Source organism: Clostridium malenominatum (genome assembly GCF_039521365.1).
Taxonomy (GTDB): domain Bacteria; phylum Bacillota; class Clostridia; order Clostridiales; family Clostridiaceae; genus Clostridium_AW; species Clostridium_AW malenominatum.
Map to the genome: position 1 here is coordinate 948509 of NZ_BAAACF010000001.1, position 23708 is coordinate 972216.

At 31.7% G+C, this 23708-nt stretch carries 24 protein-coding genes and 1 tRNA gene; 21 read left to right on the top strand and 4 right to left on the bottom strand.

Annotated features, from left to right (window positions below):
- Positions 1-10: 10 nt before the first annotated feature.
- On the top strand, positions 11-985 hold the full coding sequence (locus ABDZ69_RS04750; protein WP_343767176.1) for an SPFH domain-containing protein: 975 nt from the start codon (positions 11-13) through the stop codon (positions 983-985).
- 94 nt (positions 986-1079) lie between these two features.
- On the opposite strand, the gene ABDZ69_RS04755 is transcribed toward ABDZ69_RS04750, so the two are convergent.
- The gene (locus tag ABDZ69_RS04755; protein ID WP_343767178.1) at positions 1080-1736 is read right to left on the bottom strand and encodes a GntR family transcriptional regulator; all 657 of its coding nucleotides are present in this window, start codon (positions 1734-1736) and stop codon (positions 1080-1082) included.
- A gap of 531 nt (positions 1737-2267) precedes the next feature.
- Between ABDZ69_RS04755 and ABDZ69_RS04760 the strand changes: the two genes are divergently transcribed.
- From ABDZ69_RS04760 to ABDZ69_RS04795, 8 genes are all read left to right on the top strand, one after another.
- Entirely contained in the window at positions 2268-3278 is a 1011-nt protein-coding gene (locus tag ABDZ69_RS04760) for a TRAP transporter substrate-binding protein (protein ID WP_343767179.1), read from the top strand.
- 42 nt (positions 3279-3320) lie between these two features.
- A complete protein-coding gene (locus ABDZ69_RS04765; RefSeq protein WP_343767181.1) occupies positions 3321-3818 on the top strand; it encodes a TRAP transporter small permease in 498 nt (165 codons plus the stop codon).
- A gap of 1 nt (position 3819) precedes the next feature.
- Entirely contained in the window at positions 3820-5097 is a 1278-nt protein-coding gene (locus tag ABDZ69_RS04770; RefSeq protein WP_343767184.1) for a TRAP transporter large permease, read from the top strand.
- A gap of 45 nt (positions 5098-5142) precedes the next feature.
- Positions 5143-6015, top strand: a complete 873-nt coding sequence (locus ABDZ69_RS04775; protein ID WP_343767187.1) for a DUF6282 family protein — start codon at positions 5143-5145, stop codon at positions 6013-6015.
- Between the two features lie 36 nt (positions 6016-6051).
- Positions 6052-6426: a cupin domain-containing protein gene (locus ABDZ69_RS04780; RefSeq protein WP_343767190.1), complete on the top strand. Its 375-nt coding sequence runs from the start codon at positions 6052-6054 to the stop codon at positions 6424-6426.
- 45 nt (positions 6427-6471) lie between these two features.
- Positions 6472-7233, top strand: coding sequence for an HpcH/HpaI aldolase family protein (locus ABDZ69_RS04785; protein WP_343767193.1), 762 nt, complete (start codon positions 6472-6474; stop codon positions 7231-7233).
- 89 nt (positions 7234-7322) lie between these two features.
- A complete protein-coding gene (atoD, locus tag ABDZ69_RS04790) occupies positions 7323-7976 on the top strand; it encodes an acetate CoA-transferase subunit alpha (protein WP_343767197.1) in 654 nt (217 codons plus the stop codon).
- Between the two features lies 1 nt (position 7977).
- Positions 7978-8616 carry a 3-oxoacid CoA-transferase subunit B gene (locus ABDZ69_RS04795; RefSeq protein ID WP_343767200.1) on the top strand — a complete coding sequence of 213 codons (639 nt, stop codon included), beginning with the start codon at positions 7978-7980 and terminating at the stop codon, positions 8614-8616.
- 60 nt (positions 8617-8676) lie between these two features.
- On the opposite strand, the gene ABDZ69_RS04800 is transcribed toward ABDZ69_RS04795, so the two are convergent.
- Complete coding sequence (locus ABDZ69_RS04800) at positions 8677-9807, bottom strand: diguanylate cyclase (protein ID WP_343767201.1); 1131 nt, start codon at positions 9805-9807, stop codon at positions 8677-8679.
- Positions 9808-10384: 577 nt separating this feature from the next.
- Here ABDZ69_RS04800 and ABDZ69_RS04805 point away from each other — a divergent pair.
- The 8 genes from ABDZ69_RS04805 to ABDZ69_RS04840 all read left to right on the top strand — a co-directional run bounded on the left by ABDZ69_RS04805 (position 10385) and on the right by ABDZ69_RS04840 (position 16770).
- Positions 10385-10459, top strand: a tRNA-Gln gene (locus tag ABDZ69_RS04805).
- A 207-nt stretch (positions 10460-10666) separates the two neighbouring features.
- Positions 10667-10978, top strand: a complete 312-nt coding sequence (locus ABDZ69_RS04810; protein ID WP_343767202.1) for a PadR family transcriptional regulator — start codon at positions 10667-10669, stop codon at positions 10976-10978.
- 13 nt (positions 10979-10991) lie between these two features.
- On the top strand, positions 10992-11597 hold the full coding sequence (locus ABDZ69_RS04815; RefSeq protein WP_343767204.1) for a DUF2812 domain-containing protein: 606 nt from the start codon (positions 10992-10994) through the stop codon (positions 11595-11597).
- A 140-nt stretch (positions 11598-11737) separates the two neighbouring features.
- Positions 11738-12979, top strand: a complete 1242-nt coding sequence (locus ABDZ69_RS04820; protein ID WP_343767206.1) for a hypothetical protein — start codon at positions 11738-11740, stop codon at positions 12977-12979.
- Positions 12980-13142: 163 nt separating this feature from the next.
- The gene (locus ABDZ69_RS04825; RefSeq protein WP_343767209.1) at positions 13143-13868 is read left to right on the top strand and encodes an ABC transporter ATP-binding protein; all 726 of its coding nucleotides are present in this window, start codon (positions 13143-13145) and stop codon (positions 13866-13868) included.
- Positions 13855-14607 (top strand): ABC transporter permease, encoded by a 753-nt coding sequence (locus ABDZ69_RS04830; RefSeq protein ID WP_343767211.1) that lies wholly within the window; start codon positions 13855-13857, stop codon positions 14605-14607. Before ABDZ69_RS04825 ends, ABDZ69_RS04830 begins: the two co-directional genes overlap by 14 nt.
- 9 nt (positions 14608-14616) lie before the next feature.
- Positions 14617-16053, top strand: coding sequence for a HAMP domain-containing sensor histidine kinase (locus tag ABDZ69_RS04835; protein WP_343767213.1), 1437 nt, complete (start codon positions 14617-14619; stop codon positions 16051-16053).
- A 21-nt stretch (positions 16054-16074) separates the two neighbouring features.
- On the top strand, positions 16075-16770 hold the full coding sequence (locus tag ABDZ69_RS04840) for a response regulator transcription factor (protein ID WP_343767215.1): 696 nt from the start codon (positions 16075-16077) through the stop codon (positions 16768-16770).
- Between the two features lie 46 nt (positions 16771-16816).
- Here ABDZ69_RS04840 and tlp read toward each other — a convergent pair whose 3' ends face one another.
- Positions 16817-17050, bottom strand: a complete 234-nt coding sequence (gene tlp, locus ABDZ69_RS04845; protein WP_343767217.1) for a small acid-soluble spore protein Tlp — start codon at positions 17048-17050, stop codon at positions 16817-16819.
- Positions 17051-17292: 242 nt separating this feature from the next.
- Between tlp and ABDZ69_RS04850 the strand changes: the two genes are divergently transcribed.
- The 4 genes from ABDZ69_RS04850 (at position 17293) to ABDZ69_RS04865 (ending at position 22610) form a co-directional block, all read left to right on the top strand.
- Positions 17293-19062 carry a PAS domain-containing protein gene (locus ABDZ69_RS04850; RefSeq protein ID WP_343767219.1) on the top strand — a complete coding sequence of 590 codons (1770 nt, stop codon included), beginning with the start codon at positions 17293-17295 and terminating at the stop codon, positions 19060-19062.
- A gap of 170 nt (positions 19063-19232) precedes the next feature.
- Positions 19233-20930: a methyl-accepting chemotaxis protein gene (locus tag ABDZ69_RS04855; protein WP_343767221.1), complete on the top strand. Its 1698-nt coding sequence runs from the start codon at positions 19233-19235 to the stop codon at positions 20928-20930.
- A gap of 148 nt (positions 20931-21078) precedes the next feature.
- A complete protein-coding gene (locus tag ABDZ69_RS04860; protein WP_343767222.1) occupies positions 21079-22329 on the top strand; it encodes a DNA polymerase Y family protein in 1251 nt (416 codons plus the stop codon).
- A gap of 17 nt (positions 22330-22346) precedes the next feature.
- Entirely contained in the window at positions 22347-22610 is a 264-nt protein-coding gene (locus tag ABDZ69_RS04865) for a hypothetical protein (protein WP_343767224.1), read from the top strand.
- A gap of 92 nt (positions 22611-22702) precedes the next feature.
- On the opposite strand, the gene ABDZ69_RS04870 is transcribed toward ABDZ69_RS04865, so the two are convergent.
- Positions 22703-23686, bottom strand: coding sequence for an asparaginase (locus ABDZ69_RS04870; RefSeq protein ID WP_343767226.1), 984 nt, complete (start codon positions 23684-23686; stop codon positions 22703-22705).
- Between the last annotated feature and the right edge of the window lie 22 nt (positions 23687-23708).

Genomic DNA, 23708 nt, shown 5'->3' on the forward strand with positions numbered 1-23708 from the left:
ATGATAATATATGGCGTTTTTTAAGAATCAATTTGCAAACGTAGTTGAATGGGAAGAATTTAGAGATGATATGATTTTCTGGAAATGGAGCAATCGTGAAATTAAAAGAGGGAGTAAATTAATTATCCGCCCTGGCCAAGATGCTATATTTTTAAATAATGGTAAAATAGAAGGTATCTTTAAAGATGATGGAGATTATGACATAGAATCTCAGATTATACCTTTCTTATCCACACTAAAAGGCTTTAAGTTTGGCTTCAACAGCGGTATGAGAGCGGAAGTATTATTTGTTAACACAAAGGAATTTACAGTTAAGTGGGGTACTAAAAATGCTATTAATATACCAACTCGCGAGCTTCCTGGAGGTATGCCTATCCGCGCCAATGGAACATTTAATTTTAAGGTCAACGACTATATTGCTTTAATTGATAAAATTGCAGGGGTAAAAAATAGCTACCTTGTGGAGGACGTTAAGCTAAGGATTACTTCTATTTTAGATCAACTTTTAATGAAGTGGATATCTAAGGAAGGGAAGGATATGTTTAACCTTCAAGCTAATGCCTTTGATATTTCAAAGGGAATTAGAGAAGACCTTGATATGGAAATCTTAGATAGCGGAATAACAATCACAGGTTTTAATGTTATGAGCTTTAGTTATCCAGAAGAAATTCAAGAGATGATTAATAAAAATGCTTCTCACAGTATGATTGGGGATTTAAATAAATACCAACAGGTATCTATGATTGATGCCATGGCTTCTGGTAATGTTAAGGGCGGAGGTGTTGCCTCAGATATGGCCAGTATGATGATGGGAATGAATTTAGCAAATCAAATGATGAAAAATATTGAGCAAAATCAAAGTACGCAAGGGCAGCCTAATAATATTGCTACTGGGAAGAGTGCAAAGCCTAATTTCTGCCCTAATTGTGGTGAAAAAACTGGACAGGCAAACTTTTGCCCTAATTGTGGGCAAAAGTTAGTATAAGGAGAGTATCATAGGACGTGTTAGGCATGGCACGTTCACTCTCTCATTAAGAAGTTATAAGGCTTCCACAAAAGTGGGAGCCTTATAAATAATGTTACTTTGAAGTTTGCGCTTTTTCTAATTGTTCAATATGAAGAGTTATAGCATTATGTTTCTGTTCCCTTAGTATTTGCGCAGCTTTTTCTCCATTTCTTTCTTTAATAGCTTCAAGCCAAGCCTTATGCTCCATAAGAGATTCTTCATTTCTAGATGCTAATAGTGTAAATACCTTGCGAGAATATTCTGAGCGATTCCAAAGGGTTTCAATTAGTTCGTATAAAATTTTATAAGGGCTGGCACCATAAATAGTCATGTGAAACTGTCTGTTTAATTTTCCATACTGAATATTATCCTTATTTTCAATACATATTTCCATTTCATTAATTAAATTTTCTAGTTTAGATATAGTAGGAGCATCAATATATTCTGTAGATAATTTAGCAGCTAATCCCTCTAATTCAACTCTAATCATCATCAATTCTTTATATTTCTCTATATTAAAAGTAGAAACACTAGCTCCTATATGAGGAATAACTTCAATAAAACCATCTTGTTGCAATCGGTTAATTGCTTCTCTGATTGGCATAGCGCTAACATTATATCTTTTAGCAACCTCAGATATGACAATTCTCTCACCGGGAATTAACTTTCCTTCTATGATCTCATCCTTTAAATTTTCATAAATATAATTATTTTTTGTACTAAACTCCATTGTATAATAGCATTCCTTTCTTATATATACTACAAACTATTATTAGCATACAATATTATACATCGTATATTATATATCATATCAAATATATAATGTATGAATATATTATATATTAATATAGAGATTTTGGCTAGGTGAAAAAAGATTATTTTGTTAAAAAATTCAAGTTAAATCCTACTAAAGCATTCACAAAATATTAATATTTAAGTTGACGCGGGAAAATATATTTGATATTATATATCATATCAAATATATTATATCAAATATCAAATATATTATATATTTGATATTGTTAAGAGTAACCGTATTGGGTATAATGTACTTATTTTATAGATTAGAATTGTGTGCTTTAGCGGAAGTAAAATTACATTTGAAACAAAGCAATGTATTTATACAATAATAGAGGTTACAAAATGTATATTCCAAAAAGAAGGGGGGATATTAAAGCAAATGTTTAAACGTTTGCAAAATACATGGAAAACTGTGTACTAATATATAGGTTGTGAAAATAATAGTAGGAGGTTATATAAAATGAAAAAGAGAGCAATATATCCTTTGTTGTTGTTATTAGTAGTGAGTTTGATTTTATCAGCATGCTCAAATAAGAAAAGTCTAACCACAAAAACTGAGCAAATTACGTTAACCTTAGGTGCTGCTGGACAAACTAGTCTGCCTGCCATTGGGGCTTCAGAAAGGTTTGCTGAACTTGTAGCAGAGAAGACAAACAATCGTATCAAAATTAAATTTTTTCCAAGCCGTCAGCTAGGAGATGATGATCAACTAATAGAACAGGTCATGATTGGAGCTGTTGACATAGCATCTATTTCCACCTCAAGCTTTAGTAAGTTTACCCCGCTTTTGCAAAGTCTACAGATGCCTTTTTTACTGAACTCTTATGAAAAAGAGTATAAGGCTATAACAAGCAAAGAAATGCAAGATATTTATAAAAAACTAGAAGAACTAAACATAAAAACATTATCAATTTATGATAACGGTATTAGACACTTTGCTAATGTGAAGAGGCCAATCAACAATACTTCTGATTTAAAAGGTTTAAAACTTAGAGTTCCCGGTAGTAAGCTTTTGTTAGATAGCGTAAAGGCATTAGGGGCCAATCCCACACCTATGGCTTATGGAGAAATATACACTGGGCTTCAAACAAAAGTAATAGATGGAGAAGAAATTAATTTAACATCTATATACTCAGAAAAGCACTACGAAGTTCTAGATTATGTATCTACTATAGGATTATGGCCATTCCCAGCATCTTTATGTATGAATCTAGAGGCATTTAATAAACTTAGTCCAGAAGATAGAAAAATAATTCAGGACTGTGCTGATGAAGGTTTAAAATATAACATGAATCTTTTTGAAGAAAAAGAAAAAACCGCCATAAAAGCAATGGAAGAAAAGGGTGTAAAGATTAATAAGATTGATAATACTAAGCCTTTTGTTGAAGCTACAGAACATATCTACGAGGAATATATGGCTAAGGATCCCCTAATTAGAAGTTTTGTAAATATGGCTCGTGAGATAAAGTAATAAATAATTAACTTATATATTATGAAGGGGGAGTATAATAATATGAATTTGTATAACAAAATTGAAGTTGTTTTAGAAAATTTGATTAAATTCATTGTAGTTCTTCTATTAGCTGTAATGACTATGGTTACAGTAATAGAAGTAGGACGTCGTTACATATTGGGACTATCTTTTCCTTGGGCTGAGGAACTAGTAAGATTCTCCTTAGTTTGGGTAACCTTTGTAGGAGCTAGCATGGCATTTAAAAAAGGAGATATGGTTGTGTTTGATATGTTTACGGGTAGCTTATCAGAAAGAAAAAGAAACATTCTCGCTGTGATAATGAATACCTTGTTAATAATATTTTTAGCTTTTCTATTTCATTATAGCTACAAATTTTCTTTTTCGCCAGTAATAGTAAAACAAATTAGTACAGGCCTTGGAATATCAATGGCAATTCCTTATAGTTCACTTCCTATTGGCTTTGCTTTAATGATTTTCTTTGGAGCAGGTAAATATCCTGCCTTGTTAAAGAATTGTAGAGGGGAAGGAGGAAATTAATATGGGATTAGTAGTAATAGTTTTTGTAGTATTTCTTTTACTGGGAATGCCTATAGCTTTCATGTTAGGTTTAACGGGAGTAGCTCATCTTTTCGCTATTGGTAATCCTACTTTTCTAAGCATTATTCCACAAAGAATGTTTGGAGGAGTTAATCAGTTTAGTTTATTGTGTATTCCATTCTTCGTATTGGCGGGAGACTTGATGAACAAGGGTGGAATTACGGAAAGAATTATGGGATTTGTTAGAGAGTGTGTAGGCTTTTTAAGAGGAGGTCTTGCATATGCCGCAGTAATCGTTGCTATGATTCTTTCAGCTATTTTGGGTTCTGCAAATGCAGTAGCAGCTATTCTCTGTGCGGTTTTAATAGCTGAAATGAAAAAAGATGGTTATGACGAGGATTTTAGCGCATCGCTAATCGCCAGTTCAGGTGTTTTAGGTCCTATCATTCCACCTAGCGTTACATTTATTCTTTATAGCGTTCTAACTGGAACTTCTGTAAATAAGATGTTCATTGCAGGTATTGTACCGGGAATTTTAATCGGATTAGGATATATATTAGTTATAAGATATTACACCAAAAAAAGAAATTATCCAAAAATAAAAGAAAAGTTTGAGCCTAAAGAAGTTTTTAAGGCATTCGTAAAAGCAGCGCCATCTTTAGTGGTACCAGTTGTTATTGTTGGAGGTGTTTTAGGTGGAGTATTTACACCTACTGAATCCGGAGCTGTAGCTGTAGCCATTGCTTTAATTAGTGGACTAGCCTATCGTACACTAAAGATTTCTGAACTACCTGAAATTTTACTTAATACAGGTATAACAACAGCAGCAATTATGTTTATCGTTGCCTTTGGAAATATCATAGGATGGACTTTAGCTATTGACCAATTACCTGCAAAAATGGCACAAGGAATATTAGGTGTTACTACAAATAAAAATTTAGTTATGCTTATGATTCTTTTAGCTTTAATTATTATTGGTTGTGTAATGGAAGCTTTTGCAGCATTATTAATCTTCGTTCCAGTTTTTGCTCCTATAGCTAAAGCGGTAGGCATTGACCCAATCCATTTCGGTATAATATTTAGCGTTATGATAAATATTGGACTTATTACGCCTCCGGTAGGCATGTTGCTCTTTGTAACCTCTAATATATCTAAGGTTCCTTTGGGTAAGATTAATAAAGCTATTCTGCCCTTTGTTGGTGTGGCCTTTGTTGTAACCTTTATTCTAGCCTTTGTGCCTGATTTAGTTATGTTTTTACCAAATTTGATTGCTAAATAAAAATACATATCCATATTAATAAATGAGAAAACGAGGAGGATAACTATGAAAGAAATTCTAAGAGGAGTTATTGATTTACATGTTCATGCTGGTCCTTCAGTAGCTAAAAGAGAAGTTGATGCTGCTGAGATGCTAAAAGAGGCTGTTGAACATGGCTATAGAGGATTTTTAATTAAGGATCATTACTTTCCAACAATGATGAGTGCACAGTTAGTTGAGAAACATTTAGGTAAGGATAATGTTAAGGTATTTGGAGCTATTGCGCTTAACAATTCTGTAGGCGGATTTAATCTTAAAGCTTTGGATGTTGCATATTCCATGGGAGCAAAAATTGTTTATATGCCAACAGTTTCTTCAAATCAGCATATTGAAGACCATAAAGGTCATAGCTTCCCAGGCTCTGGTAACGCTCAAGTGGAGGAAAAACCAATAATTTATGTTGATGAAAATGGAAATCTTCAAGAAGAGGTTAAGGATATATTAAAGTATGTTGCCAAAAGACCTGATTTAATTTTAGGTACAGGACATGGAAGTGCTAGGGAAGTTGATGCTTTGATTACTGAAGCTGTAAAGGCAGGAGTGAAAAAAATTCTTGTTAACCATCCTTTCTACTTAATAGGTGCTAGTATGGAACAAATAACAAAGTGGGGAAAAATGGGGGCATATATTGAATTAAATGCTTGTGTATTCCAACCATCAAACTTTGGAGTAACCCCTTTAGATATTGCTAGACAAGTATTAGAAAATGTGCCAATAGAGCAAATAGTTTTAGACTCAGATTATGGACAAAACAAGAATGGGTCACCAGTAGAAGGATTATATAAATTTATTCAGATATTAATGAATGAACTAAATGTTACTGAAGAACAAATTAATATTATGGCAAAAGAAACACCAGCGAAATTGCTTGGAATTTAAATATATTGATTATTTATTTATGAGGAGGAAAATATTATGAAAGCTGAATATGGAAATTGGAATGAATCAAAATGGCAACCAGTAAGAGAAGGTATTGATAGAGTGGTTTTAGGATTAACTGCTGAAACTATGAGCTGTACAGTGGCAGAATGCAAAAGCGGAAACGAAGTAAAACCTCACAGTCATCCTAATGAACAAATAGCTATTATTCTTCAAGGAACTTGTGATTATTATGTTGATGGGACACCTTATGCAATGAAACCAGGTTCATGGATAGTTGTACCAGCTAATGTAGAGCATTATATCCATGTATATGATTCAAAAGAGCCTGTATTAAATCTGGATATATTTGCTCCAAATAGACCGGAGTATACTGAATCTTTTAAGAAGTTTCTAAGCCAACAAGAGTAAAAATTATGAAATAAGAAGGTGAAAACAAGTATGCTTAAACCTGATTTGAAACAGAAACTTTCAAATGGAGAAGTGGTTTTTGGAACTTTCTTCAAGTTAAATTCAGCTAGTTTAGTAGAAATGCTTGGTTATGCAGGGTTTGACTTTGTAATTATTGATAACGAACATTCTAATTATAGTTTTTCGGAAATGGAAAATCTTATTAGAGCAGGAGACTGTGTTAATATGCATACTATCGTTAGAATACCAAGTGCTACAGAAGAAAATATTGCCCATGCTTTAGATTCAGGTGCCAGTGGTGTACAAGTCCCTGGGTTAACTACAGTAGAGCAAGTTAAAAAAGCAATGGTTCATACAAAATATTATCCCTTGGGAAGAAGAGGTTTAACAACTGTTCAAAGAGCTTGCAAATTTAGTTTTATGAATAAAAACGACTATATTAAAGCATCTAACGAGGATACTTTAGTAGTTGTTCACGTTGAAAATAAAGAAATGGTAGACCAAATTGAGGAATTATGCCAAATTTCTCAAATAGATGTTTTGTTTGCAGGACCTGCAGACTTAAGTCAATCCATAGGAAAGCCAGGAGAAGTAAATGATCCAGAGGTTATGGCTCTTATAGAAAAGATATTTACAGTAGCAGCAAAATACAAAAAGGCTGTTGGTATATATGTAGGAAATGCTGCCAGTGCAGAAAAATACATAAAGATGGGTGCTCAATTTATTGCATTCCAATCTGACGTGGCTATAATTTATGATGCAATTAAGAATTACAACAAGATTTTTAATGAGTTAAAAAATAAATAAGATTTTAATAGTAAGGATGTTGTCTTTAAGCCAGCATCCTTCCTATATAAGGGAACAAATATTAAAATAATTAGCTGGGAGGAAAGTGTGTGAATAAGTTAATTACTTTAGAAGAATCTGTTTCAAAGGTTAAGGATGGTATGTCAATAATGGTAGGAGGATTCCTTGCAGTAGGTAGCCCATGTAAAATCATTGACGGCCTAGTAGAAAAAGGAATTAAAGATTTGACAATTATCTGCAGTGATACCTCTTATGTAGATAGAGGGGTGGGCAAGTTAGTTGTAAATAATCAAGTTAAAAAAGTAATTACTAGCCATATTGGAACTAATGCTGAAACAGGAAGAAGGATGAATGCTGGAGAACTAGATGTAGAATTAGTTCCACAAGGAACTTTAGCTGAAAGAATTAGATGTGGTGGAGCTGGTCTTGGAGGATTTTTAACTCCTACTGGCATAGGGACAATAGTAGAAGAGGGAAAAGAAAAATTCACTGTGGATGGTAAAGAATATATTTTAGAAAAACCTCTTAAGGCGGATATAGCCATAATATTTGGTTCTAAAGTAGATACAAGAGGAAATGTTTACTATAATTATTCCACTAGAAACTTTAATCCTCTAATGGCTACAGCTGCTGATATGGTTATTGTGGAAGCTGAAAGTTTAGCAGAAGTAGGTGAAATTGATCCAAATCATGTGATGACTCCTGGAATTTTTGTTGATTATATTGTAAAGGAAGATAAGTAATATGGATAAGAAGAACTTAAAAGAAATAATTGCAAGAAGAGTAGCGAAAGAGCTTAAGGACGGGGATGTTGTAAATCTTGGAATTGGTCTTCCCACAATGGTTGCTAACTATATACCAGAAGGAATGGATGTTACACTTCAATCTGAAAATGGATTTGTAGGTATTGGGCCTGCACCTGAAGTAGGAAAAGAAAATAAAGATATAGCCAATGCTGGTGGGGGATTTGTAACTATTCATCCAGGAGCTGCTTTTTTTGATAGCTCAATGTCATTTACAATCATAAGAGGGGGTCATGTTGATATGACTGTTCTAGGGGCTTTACAGGTGGATGAGAAAGGTAATTTAGCAAACTGGACGATTCCAGGAAAAATGGTTCCAGGAATGGGGGGAGCTATGGATTTAGTCGTGGGAGCTAGAAAAGTTATAGTTGCTATGGAACATACTGCAAAGGGAAGTCCGAAGATATTAAAAGAGTGTACCCTTCCACTAACAGCAGCAGGTCAAGTAAATTTAATAATAACTGAAATGGGAGTTATGGAAGTAACTAATGAAGGATTAGTATTAAGAGAATTGGGAGAAGGATATACTGTGGAAGATATTAAAGCTGCTACAGGAGCAGAACTAATTATAAGATTATAAGGTGACAAGTAAAAGGACACAACCTTTGAAGGATACAATGGTTGGCCCTTTTATTTTGTTTTATAATATTATTTTATTCATATAGTAATTCTCAATATTTTCGTCATAAATAGTACACTGATTTTTGCCTTGAACCTTAGAATAATACATGGCTTTATCTGCATTATCAATTAAAATATTGATAGGGCTATCTCCTCCGCTTATACCTAAACTTAGAGTTAAATTTCTTTTATAGTTACATTCTTTTAGTGGCATTGAATTCACACTACTTTGAATCCTCTTAGCAATTAAATAGGCATCTTTAACACTAGTTTCTTCTAAGATTATTAAAAATTCGTCTCCGCCATAACGTATGACTTTTTCATTATCTCTAAGGCATTTTTTTATATTCTTACTAACCTGCCTTAAAATATCATCGCCAATTAAATGTCCTAAATTATCATTTATATTTTTAAAATCATCCACATCTATAAATATTAAAACAAGATGATTTTTTGTTAAGGGAGTTTTACCGGAAATTAAATCATTTAAATATCTTTTATTATAAAAACTTGTTAGTGGATCTATGCAAGACTGCTCCATTAATCTATCGTTTTCAGCTTTAATAGTTAATTTATCCTTTGTTATATCTATAATTTCTAATAATTTAATAGTTGATTTACTGCTTGTCTTAATAGGAAATTGCCATATATTCAAATAGCGTAATTCATCCTTTATTGTAATTGTAATCTCTTTTTTATAATAATCCTCATTAAATTGGTATTGTTCAATGAATTCACTAATTTTCATGCCTTTATTAATTTCGCTATTCCCTAAAATGCTCTTAGCAGCATTGTTAACACATATTATAGTTTTATATTTATCAATTAATAGTATACCTTTATTGGAATGTAAAAAAAGTTCTTCATATATATACTCCATTTCTACATTCAAAAACTTTTCCTTTGTTACGGCTACAACAAGAAATAAAACTAAAATTAAAATGGCAATATACATGAATGAATGTTCATCCAAAGCTGGTATAAAAACAGGAATTATATATTCGGAAAAATAACTAATTATACCTGCTAAGGTTATTCCAATTAAAACATACTTTAGCTGCTTTTTAACTCTTTTATTTTCAGTTAGCTTGTACTGTCTAAAGATTAAGTAGCTTCCCCAAATTAGAGGCAATGAAAAAACCGTTGACATAAATGTTGCAACTCCAACACTGCTTAGACGCCAAAAGTTAGGCTCGGAATAATTAATTGGATATAAAAAATATCTAGACAATATGGTAAGGGTATTTAACATAAAAACTATATAGTATATAAAATCATGTTTTCTTTCTAATAATTGATAAATGAAATTTAAAAAAACTATAGCTATATTAAGTAGGGATATCCAATATACGGATTGAATAATAAAATTTACTTTATAACTAAAATTATAAAAATTTATAAAACTCAATATCATCCATAATAATATAACACCTAAAAATAATAGAAAAGATGAATTAACTTTATCTTCTCGCTTTGAATTTGCAAAAACATAACTCCAAATAAACAGTAAAATAGTATAAATAATAATAAAGTATAAAGACTTTACCATGTAAAACTTATCCTTTCTAAAAATATTGATGTTACATTATAATATAACACTGATAAATACCATATCCAATACTAAATTTTAAAATTTTATAAAGTTTTTCATGAAAAATATTGACAAAATCACTTATACTTAGTAGAATAAAAGACGTCGCTGGAAATAATAGCGATGATAATTATATTGGGATGTCGCCAAGCGGTAAGGCACGGCACTTTGACTGCCGCATTCGTAGGTTCGAATCCTGCTATCCCAGCCAAAGTAAAAGCTCCATTTAGATATATTCTAAATGGAGCTTTTGTGTTATGAAGAAATTACAGATATATAAATGCGGTAGTTTATAGAATTAATATTCTTAGACTAACGCATTTTTCTATTGACATATACAGTCGAACTGTATATAGTTATATTATATAGTTCAACTGTATAGTATAACTGTATAAAATGAAAATGTTAGGAGAAAACAATGAGTTTAGATAAGTATTTACCATTAACTGAAACAACATTTTATATCATGCTGGCACTTACGGAGTGTGGGCACGGATATGTGATTATGCAAAGGGTAGAAGAACTAAGTGAGGGTAGAGTGAGAATTGCTGCAGGCACCATGTACGGTGCAATTGAAAATCTCACGAAACAGGAGCTAATAGAAGCGGTACCTACAGAGGATAAACGAAGAAAGGTTTACCAGTTAACTCATAAGGGTGGAGCTGTATTAAAACTGGAGATAGAGAGATTAAAAGGGTTAGTAAAAATAGCGGAACAAATAGGTTTTTAAAGAGGGGATAGAAATGAAAAAATTTAAAGTATTTGTAGACATGAATGAGGAAGAAAAGTATTTAAATGAAATGGCTAAGGGAGGACATATTTTAAAAAAATATTCAGCCTTTGGAAGATATCATTTTCAAGAGGGAATGCCTCAGGATTTGCGTTACAGAATAGACTACCGTGTCTTTAATAATAAGTCTGATTTTCAAGATTATGTTACATTGTTTGAAGATGCAGGGTGGAAACATGTATATGGAACAAGATATTCTGGGAGTCAGTACTTTTTGCCATTGTCAAAACAGCCATCAGAGGATATTTTTTCTGACAAAGAATCAAAGGCAAAAAGACATGAGAGATTACGAGAAAATTGTATGAACTCTGTGGCTATAATGATTATTTACTTTATCATAGTTTTAATAAGCATTAATTTTAATTTATCAAACTTGTTTTTCTTAACCCCTGGGTTATGGGGAATGCAGGGAGCACAGTTTTGGAAAGCCTTTTGGTTTGAGTTTCCCTTTATGCTGATGAGAGTTGTGCCACAAATAATTTTCATTATGATGGCTGTTATATATGGAGTTTGGGCTTCTAAAGCAAAAAAGGTTTATGAAGAATCAATGAAGAAGTAAAGGTGTTTTAATAAGAAGTTCTTAAAGTTAAGAATTTCTTTAGAATTGCTTTAGAAGATTTATAGATAATTAGTCTAGAATAAGATATAGGGAAAGCTTTCCTAGTTGATATTGAATAAAAGATAAGGAGATGTTAAAAATTGAAAATTAAAAAGAAAACCGCTATGGCCATAAGTTTTACCATGGGGATTTTAATGTTTGCAACAACTGCTATGGCTGAAATTTCATCAAAGAGCGGCTATGAGCAAGCAAAAGACGCATTAAAGTATTCTGCTGAAAGTTTTACAACCAAGCTTTCAAACTATACTCTTGATGTATCTATGATTATGAAGAGCAATGACAAGATTATTATATCGGAGAGTACATTAAATAAGTACGACTTAACAAAAAATGCTTCTGAAAATGTTTCAACAAGCGTTGAAGGAAGTAAAAAAACATCAGCATATTACTATTCAGATAATAACATTATGGTTAACAAAAATGACCAAGATGGTACCTACTATGTAACGGAATATGAAACTCCACGTAAAGGAAGATCCTTTACAAATCCATTTAAAGAAAAAGAAGCAGCAGATGTAGAAAAAATAATAGATGCTGTTGTAGGAAACTTAAAGGATTATGTTGTAGTAGATGAAAAAGCTGATGGAAGCAAAGAATTATCAGGTTCTATAAGTGAAGCTCAGATTCCTGCATTAATAAATGCAGTTGCATCCTATACTTTAAAAAATGAAACTGCTATAAATAGAATCAATGATGAAGAAAACATTATGCCTAAAATTACTAAGGATGTATATGTAAAAGAAGTTAAAGGTAAGATGACTGTAGACCAACATGGGTTAATGCAAAATTTCTTTGGTACAGGAATACTTGTGGGTAAGGACAATGAAGGTAAGGAACACAACCTAACTTTTGAACTACTTGGAAAAATATATGATATTAACTCCACTAATGTAAATAAGCCAAATCTTTCAGGTAAAAAGGTAGAAAAGCATATAGAAAAGAATAGAGATTCATTAGCAAATCTTGAAATGTATGTAGGTAAGTATAAAAATGATATCATTATAGAAAAGAACGGTAAGTTCCAAAAAATTGGGGAGAGAATTTTAGAGATTACACAATCTAATAATGAATCAATTGTTGGAAGATATCATGAAGAATATGTAAAGGGATATGAGAACTATTCAGAGAAGAAACAGGATATTAACTTCAATGCTAAATACACTGGAGAAGACAGACATGATGCAGAAATTGTTATTGAAGGTTATTCATCTAAGGGTAATATAAACCTTTATAGAGGGGACGCAAAGATTTATTTTGGAGTACCTACTTCATCAGACGGTAGAAGATGGTATAGTGGAGAGTTTTATAGAGTGTTTGAATAAAAAATTGTGAACAATTTTTATTAGTTGTTTAGATTTTTAGATTATTAGTTTTTTAGTTTTTGTGGAAATTCCCTTAAGGAATTTCTGCATTAACTAGGAAACTATTAACTATTTAACTAAAAAACTATAAAAATTGCTATGCAATTTTTAAGGAGGGTTACAATTGGAGACGGTTATTGAGATAAATAATTTAAGCAAAGTGTATAAAAACGGTAGAGGTATAACTGATATTAACCTTAAAATAGATAGGGGAGATATCTTTGGATTTTTAGGGCCAAATGGAGCGGGTAAAACTACGGCTATGAAAATTATGACAGGTCTTATTAAACCAGATAGTGGAGATGTTAAAATACTAGGGCATAGCGTATTAGAAGAATTTGAAAAAGCTATGGAAAAGGTAGGATGCATTATTGAAACTGCGGAGAGCTATCATTATTTAACCGCCTATGAAAATCTTAAACAGTTTTCAAGATATTATAAAGATGTAGATGATAAGAGAATTGAAGAGGTTTTGGAAATTGTAGGTCTTAGTAGGTTTAAAAATGAAAAGGCAAGGAAATTTTCCCTTGGAATGAAGCAGAGACTTGGCATTGCAGCGGCAATTATATCTAGACCAGAGGTTATTATTTTAGATGAGCCTTTAAACGGTTTAGATGTAGAGGGTATGATTGATATGAGAAACCTTATAAAAAAACTGGCTGACGAAGAAAAGACAACCTTCTTTATATCTAGCCATCTTATTCACGATGTAGAGCTTACTTGCAATAAGATAGGGGTTCTTTATAATGGAAGGCTACTTAATGTGGATACTACAAAAAATATATTAAATAATTATGCTTCACTGGAGAACTATTTTATAAGCGAGGTGGAACGAAATGGTAGAATTTAGAGCTGCTGTGATTAATGAAATTGAAAAGTTATATAAGAAGAAAAAGATTTTAGTGGCAGCCATAGTATCGTTGATTTTTATTGTCATGGGACAACTTGCTATTACAGGATTAAGAAGCGGCTTTGGATTAAGGGGAGCTTCTAGCATGGAGTTTCCAATAGTAGTGCTTTCTATGTTAGTTAATACTATATTACCTCTTTTTACTGCCCTTGTTACTATAGATAGTTTTTCGGGGGAATTTTCACAAAACACCATGAAGATTACCATTACAAGGCCAATCACAAGATTGAAGTTTTTTACCGCTAAAATAGGGGCTATAATGTTTTTTGTATTAGCTAATCTTTTATTTGTAATGATTCTTTCAACCCTTGTGGGAATTATATTTAATTCAAATTCTTTTAACCTACAAGGTATAACTAGAATACTTGTAAGTTATGCAGTTACCCTGCTTCCTATGACTGTTTTAGTATTATTAATAGTAATATTTACTAACCTTTTAAGAAGCGGAACTGGGGTGTTTTTTTTATCCGTTCTTTTTTTCATTGGGTTTAAAGCTATAGAGATTATTTTTTCAAAGTATTCAGGAATACTTTTTACATCCATGTTTGGATGGTATAATTTATGGATAATGAGTAGTTTCCCACTTTTAAAGATTTTCCGTCAGTTTATGATTATGGGTAGTTACGGAATATTATTCTTTACAATTGGTTATTATTTATTTGATAATAAAGAATTTTAAGGTGAAAAAATGGATATAAAAAAGAGGTTAATAATATCTAATACTATAACAGCTATACTTCCGCTCATTATAACAATCTTAGCTTTGTTTAGTTGTGTATTTATTTCTTCAAAAATTTTTAGAAAAAATGTTGATTATGATAAATTTAAAAATATAATATATGTAAGATCTGAACTAGTAAATGTTAAGAATGATATATTAAAACAAAATATTAAAAGTACTGAAGATGATAGTTTGCAAAAGGATTTAGAAGATAAGCTTTCGGGGTTAAATGGAAAATTTATTATTACTAAGGATAATAAGACTATAGCTAGTCCTAAAGAAATTAACAAAATAGATATAGAAAAAATTAAGGAAGTAGCTAGAGGAAACATCTTAGACAAGGGAATTATAGTTAATGGTATTTATTATATTATTGAGGGGATAGATTTAAATTTAGAAGGTGATAGGACACCAAATATAATACTGTTGGCTCCTATAGGAAAAAAGGTGCATATATTTAATAAACTTATGGTTTTAGCTATTGTGGTTTATATAATATCTTTTATAATAATAAACATAATTATGTCATATCTTTTTTCAAAGAGAATAATAAAACCTATTACCCACTTAAAGGAAGCCACAGATGAAATTAGTAGGGGAAATTTAAATTATGAGGTTATTGAAGAAGGAGATCGGGAGATTAAGGAGCTATGCCACGGCTTCGAAGCTATGAGAATACAACTAAAGGACTCTATAACGGAGAAGATGAAGTATGATGATAATAGAAAAGTTCTTGTTTCTAGCATATCTCATGATTTGAAAACTCCTATAACCTCTATAAAGGGATATGTGGAGGGAATTTTAGATGGAGTAGCAAATACAGCGGAAAAAAAGGAAAGCTACTTAAAGACCATATATTCAAAAGCGGAGCATGTTGACCATATGATTGATGATTTGCTTTTATATTCAAAGCTAGATTTAAACCAAATTCCTTTTAATTTTGATAAAGTTGATATTATTGAGTATTTAAATTTTTGTATAAGTGAAAGTGAACCAGAACTTATAAAGGACAATATAAAAATAAAGTTAAAAAACGATTTAAAAAATTTCAAATATGTTATCATGGATAGAGAGAGAATGAGAAGGGTTATTTTAAATATCATAGGAAACTCTCGTAAATACATGGATAAAAAAGAGGGAGAAATAATTTTAAATCTTAGAGAGACAAATTCAAGTATTATAATAGAGATAAGAGATAATGGGGCTGGAATTGACGATGCAGATGTAAATAAAATTTTTGATAGATTTTATAGAGGAGACCTAGCAAGAAGTGGAGCTAAGGGTAGTGGATTAGGCCTTGCTATTGCAAAACAAATTGTAGAAGGACATCAAGGGAGAATATGGGCCATTAGTCACGGAAATGAGGGCACAAGCATAATGATATCTCTTGGAAAAGTAAATTAACGTTTGGAGGTTGTTAGGTTTATGAAAAAAATATTAATAGTTGAAGATGACCCAAGCATTGCAGAACTTGAAAGAGATTATTTAGAGGTTGCGGGCTTTGAAGTAAAAATATGTATGGATGGGGTTTGTGCTTTAAATGAAATAAAACAAAATGAATATAATCTGATAATCTTAGATATTATGCTTCCTAAGATCGATGGTTTGGATATTCTGAGGACTATCAGTGAAAATAAGGATATCCCCGTTTTAATAGTTTCTGCTAAAAAAGAAGAAATCGATAAAATAAAAGGATTAAGCCTTGGGGCTGATGATTATATAACTAAGCCTTTTAGTCCTGGAGAGCTAGTGGCTAGGGTTAAGTCACACCTTCAAAATTATGAGAGAATGAGAAATAAGTTTTCCAACAAGCCAAGAGAGAAAAATATAGTTATCAGAGGACTTGAAATACTTAAAGACTCGAGACAGGTGTTTATAAATGGGAAAGAGGTTACTCTAACACAAAAGGAATTTGAATTGTTATATGTTATGGCTCAAAGCCCTAATAGGGTTTTTGGGAAAGATGAGCTATTTGAGAGAATTTGGGGTCTTGATTCCCTTGGAAATAGCGAGACCGTTACAGTGCACGTTAGAAAAATAAGAGAAAAAATTGAAGCAAACCCATCAGAACCACAGTATATTGAAACTCTATGGGGAGTTGGATATAGGGTTAAAGTATAGCGACAGGTTTTATATACCTGTCGCTTTTATTTTTCAAAAGTAGTTTTTATTTATTTATTCCAATTTTTTCATTTATTGCTTCATCTTTAATTTCGCTTCTCATACCCTCAAGGGCATCTAATCTTCTTTCGTTTTTTTCTTCTAAGGAATTTTTCATTTTGTTATCTTCAGTTTTTGCAATGGTTTCTTCTGTAAGTCTATAGTTTTCTATAGTATTGCTGATATTATATTGGATTTTCTCTACGTTATCTCTTCTATCATCTGGTTTGTTTTTGCTCATAATTCCACATCTCCTTATCTCTACAAAAGTTATATAAGGTATTAAGAAATACCTTCAGAATTATTATTCTACAAAAGATATTTATTATTCCACTCTATTTTTGCTAAATATCTGTATTAATAATATGAATTTTTCAAATAGTATATATTAAGTTGTTTACCTTGAAAAGGAGATATGGTACAATATAAATATAAATGATAATCATTATCAATTAATCCTAGATAAGAGAAAGGAGAATTTCTATGAAAAAAGATATAACTTATATAACTATAGATGGTAGAGGTGAGCATGACTCCTTTAGAGATTGTGTTACTAAAACCTTGGAGACTTTAAAACCTAATGAGGGAATACATGTGATTAAAGACTTCGAGCCCTTTCCAATGTATAAAATGATGGAGGCAAAGGGTTTTGATAAATATGTTGAAAAAATAAGTGACGAAGAATACCATGCTTACTTTTTTCCTTCCAATGACTTGGGGAATATTGAAATGAATAGTCACTTAAATAATATAGATAATTCAAAAATTAAAAAGATGCTGGATATAAAGCTTGATTATCTTAACAATGTGATTACCTTAGAAGAGGCTAAAAAGAAGATGTCTTCTTCTTTTCATAAGGTAACTGCAGAAGAGTTTGCTATAGCTGAACAACATATGCAATCCTTTGGAATATCAGATGATGTTTTGGCAGAAAGAATGGATGAAATATTAGAAATATATGAAGGTATATTAGTTTCAACAAAGTTAAATCTACCTAAAGGCCATCCTATAAGAACTTACCAGGATGAGAATTTAGAAATTACAAATGTTCTTAATGATATGGATGAGATGCTAAATAAAAAATTTATAAAGAATCAATGGCTAGAAATATATGATAAGCTTAGTGAATATAACATACATTTAAGTAGAAAACAAAATCAATTATTTTCTGCTTTAGAAAGAAAGGGTTTCGATAAACCTTCAAAGGTAATGTGGACTCTTGATAATAATATTAAATCTGCAATAAGCAAGTCAAAAGCTTTGCTTGAAGATAACAAAGATGAAGAGTTCTTGGAATTACAAAAAGAAGTTATAGAAATGATTAAGGATATGATAGTAAAAGAAAATGAGATACTTTTCCCTACTTCCATGGAACTTTTGACTGAAGAGGACTTTGTAAAAATGAGGATAGGGGATGATGAAATTGGGTACTGCCTTATAGATAGTCCCCCAGCTTTCAACAAGCCTGAGTCTGGAGTTGTGAATACCAGTGAGGTCAGCTCAGAATTATTAAAAGATTTAACAGAAGTTCTAAATAAGCATGGAATAATATCAAAATCTAAGGAAAGTGAAGAGTTAAATGTTAGCCAAGGGCTTCTAACCTTAGAGCGAATTAACCTTATTTTTAAGCATTTGCCAATGGACTTATCCTATGTGGATGAAAATGAAATTGTAAAGTTTTATAGTGACACAAAACATAGGATTTTCCCTAGAAGCGCAGGAGTTATAGGAAGAAAGGTTCAGAATTGTCACCCTCGTGAAAGTGTTGATACTGTAGAAAAAATAATTGAAGCTTTTAGAAATGGTGAACAAAGTGAGGCAGAATTTTGGCTTGAAATAGGAGGAAAGTTTATCTACATTATATATAATGCAGTTAGAGATGAAAATGGTAACTTTAAGGGCGTACTAGAAATGATGCAAGATGTGACTCACATAAGAAGTCTAACAGGAAGTCAGCGTTTATTAACTTGGGATAATAGTTCAAAATCAAAGCCCAAAGAAGAAATAGTATTAAAAGAAAATGAATTTGGAATTAATGCTGATACAAAAATTGGAGAGTTAATTGAAAAATATCCCTATTTAAAGGAACATATAGTTTCATTATCGCCAAAGTTTCAAAAACTAAACAATCCAGTATTATTTAAAACTATGACTAGCTTTGCTACTTTAGGCATGGTTAGCGACCGTGGCAATTTAAAAGTTGAAGAAATAATAGAAAGTTTGGTAAATATAATTAGAGATAAATCTAATTAAAACTTATAAAAGTTCATCTAATAGATGGGCTTTTTTATTTGTGGATAGTTACAATTGGGAATAATTACATAAAAAAATGTGCAGAATTTACTAAATAACCATTATATAGTTACGATAATAATGTATTATAATGTCATTATTTGACGAAATCTATTTAATGGGGTGGTAAAATGTCTATATCAAAATTTATTAAATTAACTAGTTCAATATTCATTACCTTGCTATTAATAATAGCGGTCAATACATATTTGTTAAACAAAAATTTTGCTAATGAGAGAGTTGCTGTTAAAAGGCAAGCAGAATTTAAACAATTAGGTATAGACTTGGTTAATTCATCAGACTACTTAACCAATGAAGTGAGAAGTTATGTTCAATTTGGGAATAAAAAACATTACGATAACTATTGGAGAGAGGTAAAAGAGACTAAAACACGAGATAGAGTAGTAGAAAAATTAAAGGAACTAAATGCACCTGAGGAAGAATTAGATTTAATTGAGGAGGCTAAGAAAAATTCTGACAATTTAGTAATTATTGAAGATGAAGCAATGAAGGCTGTAGAAAATAAGGACTTTGAAAAAGCGAGAACTTTATTGTTTGATGAAAGTTATGATAAGCATAAGAGTGAAATTATGCAACCTATTGATGAGTTTATAAATAAAATGAATACCAGAGCAGAAAATGAAACTAGTAAAATGAAAAAAGCTTTAGATATAAGTATAATTACCACTAATGCGTTATTGGGTGTATTGGGTGTATTTTTAATGATTACATTTTTGATATTAGGAAGAAAAATCTCTAATTTGAATGAGATATCAAAGAGATTAAGTGAATTAGCAGATAATGAGGGAGATTTGACTTCTAAAATAATGATTAATAGTAATGATGAAATTGGAATAATAGCTAATTCTTATAATAAAATGATAGAAAGTTTAAGAAATTTAATAAAAGAAATAACACATACAACGGACCAGGTATTAAGTGGCTCTGTTGAATTAAATTCTACTATAGAAGAAATAACCCTTGATATTAAAACTGTAAATGAACTTACTAAGCAAATATCCCAAGGTACAGAAGATTTAAGTTCTAGCACAGAAGAAATTAACGCCTCATCAGAAGAAATTAACTCTACTATGAATGAACTTGTAAATAGAGCTAAAGAAACAGATGATTCAGCAGAAATCATTAAAGAAAGAGCTATAAAAATAAAAGATAAGGCGGTAAAAGCTCTAGAAAATGGTAATAAGGTTTATAGTGAAAAAGAAGTAAACATAGTTAAAGCTATGGAAGAGGGCAAAATAGTTGGAGAAATTAGGATAATGGCTGACTCCATAGCAAGTATAGCAGAACAAACAAACTTATTAGCGCTAAATGCGGCCATTGAAGCTGCAAGAGCTGGGGAGGTAGGAAAGGGTTTTGCAGTAGTTGCTGATGAAATAAGAAAATTAGCAGAACAGTCCTCTGTATCAGTATCCAGCATACAAAATATAGTTAGTCGTATAGAGAAGGCATTTAAAAATATGTCAGATAGCGGAAAGGAATTGCTTGATTTTATGCTATATAATGTTAAGCCAGATTATGAGTTTTTGGCAGAAACAGGTGAACAGTATGAAAAAGATGCTGATTTAATAAAGGTAATGTCTAAAGAAACATCTACATCAATGACTTTAACCATGGAATCAATGATGCAGGTTAATAAAGCTATAGAAAATGTGTCAGCAACGGCAGAGGAAGCAGCGGCGGGCTCTGAAGAAATTTTAGCTAATGTAGAACAAACAACTATGCATATGAATAGTATAGTAAAATCATCACAATACCAGTCTGATATGGTAAAGAAACTTAGAGAAATGATAATAAAATTCAAGATTTAATATAAATAGTAACTATAAGTTTACCTCGTGGAGTGAATCTAGGGGTAGACTTTTTGATTTTAAAAATATTTTTTCAAAACCTATTATAAAATATGGAAATATAGTATATAATATAATATACGAACTAATGTTCTTGAGGTGATTTATTATGAGTAGATTAATTTTTCATATCGATGTTAATTCCGCTTATCTTTCTTGGGAAGCGGCATATAGGCTTCAACAAGGAGAAGAATTGGATTTAAGAACAATTCCATCAGTAGTAGGTGGTAATGAGGAAAGTAGGCATGGGATTGTATTGGCAAAATCAATGCCTGCTAAGAAGTTTAATATAAAGACAGGAGAAACTTTGTATAATGCTAGAATGAAGTGCCCAGATATAGTGGTTGTACCACCAAGGTACTCCCTTTACATGAAATGTAGTTCATCTATGCATCAGATATTACAAGAATATACTCCTCAAATTCAAAAATTCAGTGTAGATGAAAGTTTTTTAGATTTTTCTAATATGGAGCATTTATATCCAGACTATATGAAACTTGCTGAAACCATAAAAGAGAGAATAAAAAAGGAGTTAGGGTTTACAGTAAACATAGGAATATCAAGCAATAAACTCCTTGCGAAGGTGGCCTCGGATTTAAAGAAGCCTGATAAAATTATTACTTTATTCCCTCAGGAGATAAAGGATAAGATGTGGCCACTTCCCGTTGAAGATTTGTTCATGGTAGGTAGAGCCACAGCGCCCAAACTACATAAGATAAACATCAACACCATAGGCGATTTAGCCAACTATGATGTTAATATACTAAGGGACATTTTTAAGAGTCATGGTGAATTGATATGGAATTATGCCAATGGTATAGATGATTCAGAAGTGAGAAGGAGCAACTATATACAGATGAAGGGTATAGGAAATTCTACAACAACAGCTTTTGATGTTTTGGATAGAGAAATAGCGCATAAGATATTGTTATCTTTATGCGAAACGGTAAGTATGAGGCTAAGAGATTCCTGTAACTGCTGCACTGTAGTTTCCGTAAGCATAAGAGGTTCTGACCTAATTTCCTATTCGAGACAGAAGAAGTTAAATACAGCTACGGACTCTACTAGAAAAATATATGAAGTAGCTTCCTATTTATTTGATAATGTGTGGAAGGGTAATCCAATAAGGCATTTAGGGGTTCATATAACGGATTTTTGTAATAATGACTACCATCAATATTCTTTACTAGATACATTTAATTATGATAAGAATAGAAAGCTAGATAAGGTAGTTGATGAGATTAGGTTAAGATTTGGCAATAAATCCATTGTGAGGTCATGCTTTCTTCATTCTGGTTTAAGTTCCATGTGTGGAGGAATAGGAGAAGAAGACTATCCTTTAATGAGTTCTATGTTATAAGGGAAGGTGGTATTATAATGAAAATTGTAGCACGTCCAATTGAGGTAGTTTCTTATACTGATAACAAAGGTGATGTGAGGCCTTTGAAATTTAGGCTTCAAACAGAGAATGAAACAGAAATGGTAATAAAAGTAGATAAAATTATTAGTAGGGAAATTGAAAAATTAGCAGGAAATCCAATGCTCTTGTTTAGATGTCAAAGTTTAATAGATAATGTGCAAAAGCAGTTTGAGGTTAAATATGAACTACAAACTTGCAAATGGATGTTATATAAAATTTAGTAGGATGGGTATATTTATGTTGTTTTAGTTTTGCATATATTTAAAGTAAACTAAGGACAGTGAAAACCGTCTCTTAGTTTACTTTATAGTTATTAATAATAGTTTTTTTCGAAAATATCCTTTAGTTCACATATGCTATTGGTGTATCCAAGAGCAACCATAAGTTTAATTCTCGCTTTATGTCCATTAAGATTATCTCCGAGTATTACACCCTTTTGGGTAAGCTCTCGTCCAGCGCCTTCATAGCCGTAGTCATCAAGAACCTTTCCCATAAGACATCGTGAAACTAAAACTACGGGAATATTTTTACTTAAAGCATATTCCACGCCACTGACCATTTTAGGAGGAATATTTCCTCTTCCCATTCCCTCTATAACTATACCTTGCGTACCTGAATCTACACAAAATCTTATAAGACGGTCGTCCATACCGCAACCGCATTTTATTATATCCACCTGACTATTAATTTTTTCTACTGGAATGTATTGGCTTTTTGTATAACTGTAATAAAAGTATACTTTGTTGTTGTCCACAAAACCAATAGGGCCAAAATCCATGCTTTTAAACGTATCAAGGGTATGTGTATTGGTTTTGGTAACTTGAGAAGCGGCATGGATTTCATTATTCATAACTACCATAACCCCTCTATTATATGCTTCATCTGATGCGGCGGTATTTACTGCATCTATTAAGTTAGTAGGGCCGTCCCAACCAAATTGGGAGCTGTTTTTCATAGAACCCACGAAAACTACTGGGTTAGGATATTTATAAGTAAGATCCACTAAGTAGGCAGTTTCTTCTAGGGAGTCTGTCCCATGAGTAATTACCACCCCATCATAGCCCTCGGAGGTAACTTTGCTTTTTATTATTTTTGATAGTTCAAACATTTTTTCGGGAGTCATGTGAGGTCCCGGAAGCATGCCGTAGTTTAAGAAATCTATATTTGCGATTTTTTCAATACCAGGTGTAAGTTTTATAATGTCGTCCCCTGTAAGTCCGGGCACAGCTGCGTGAGTGGTTTCGCTTTCTTTCATAGCTATTGTTCCGCCAGTAAAAATAATAATAATTTTTTTCATTGTCCTATTCCTTTCTTCATAT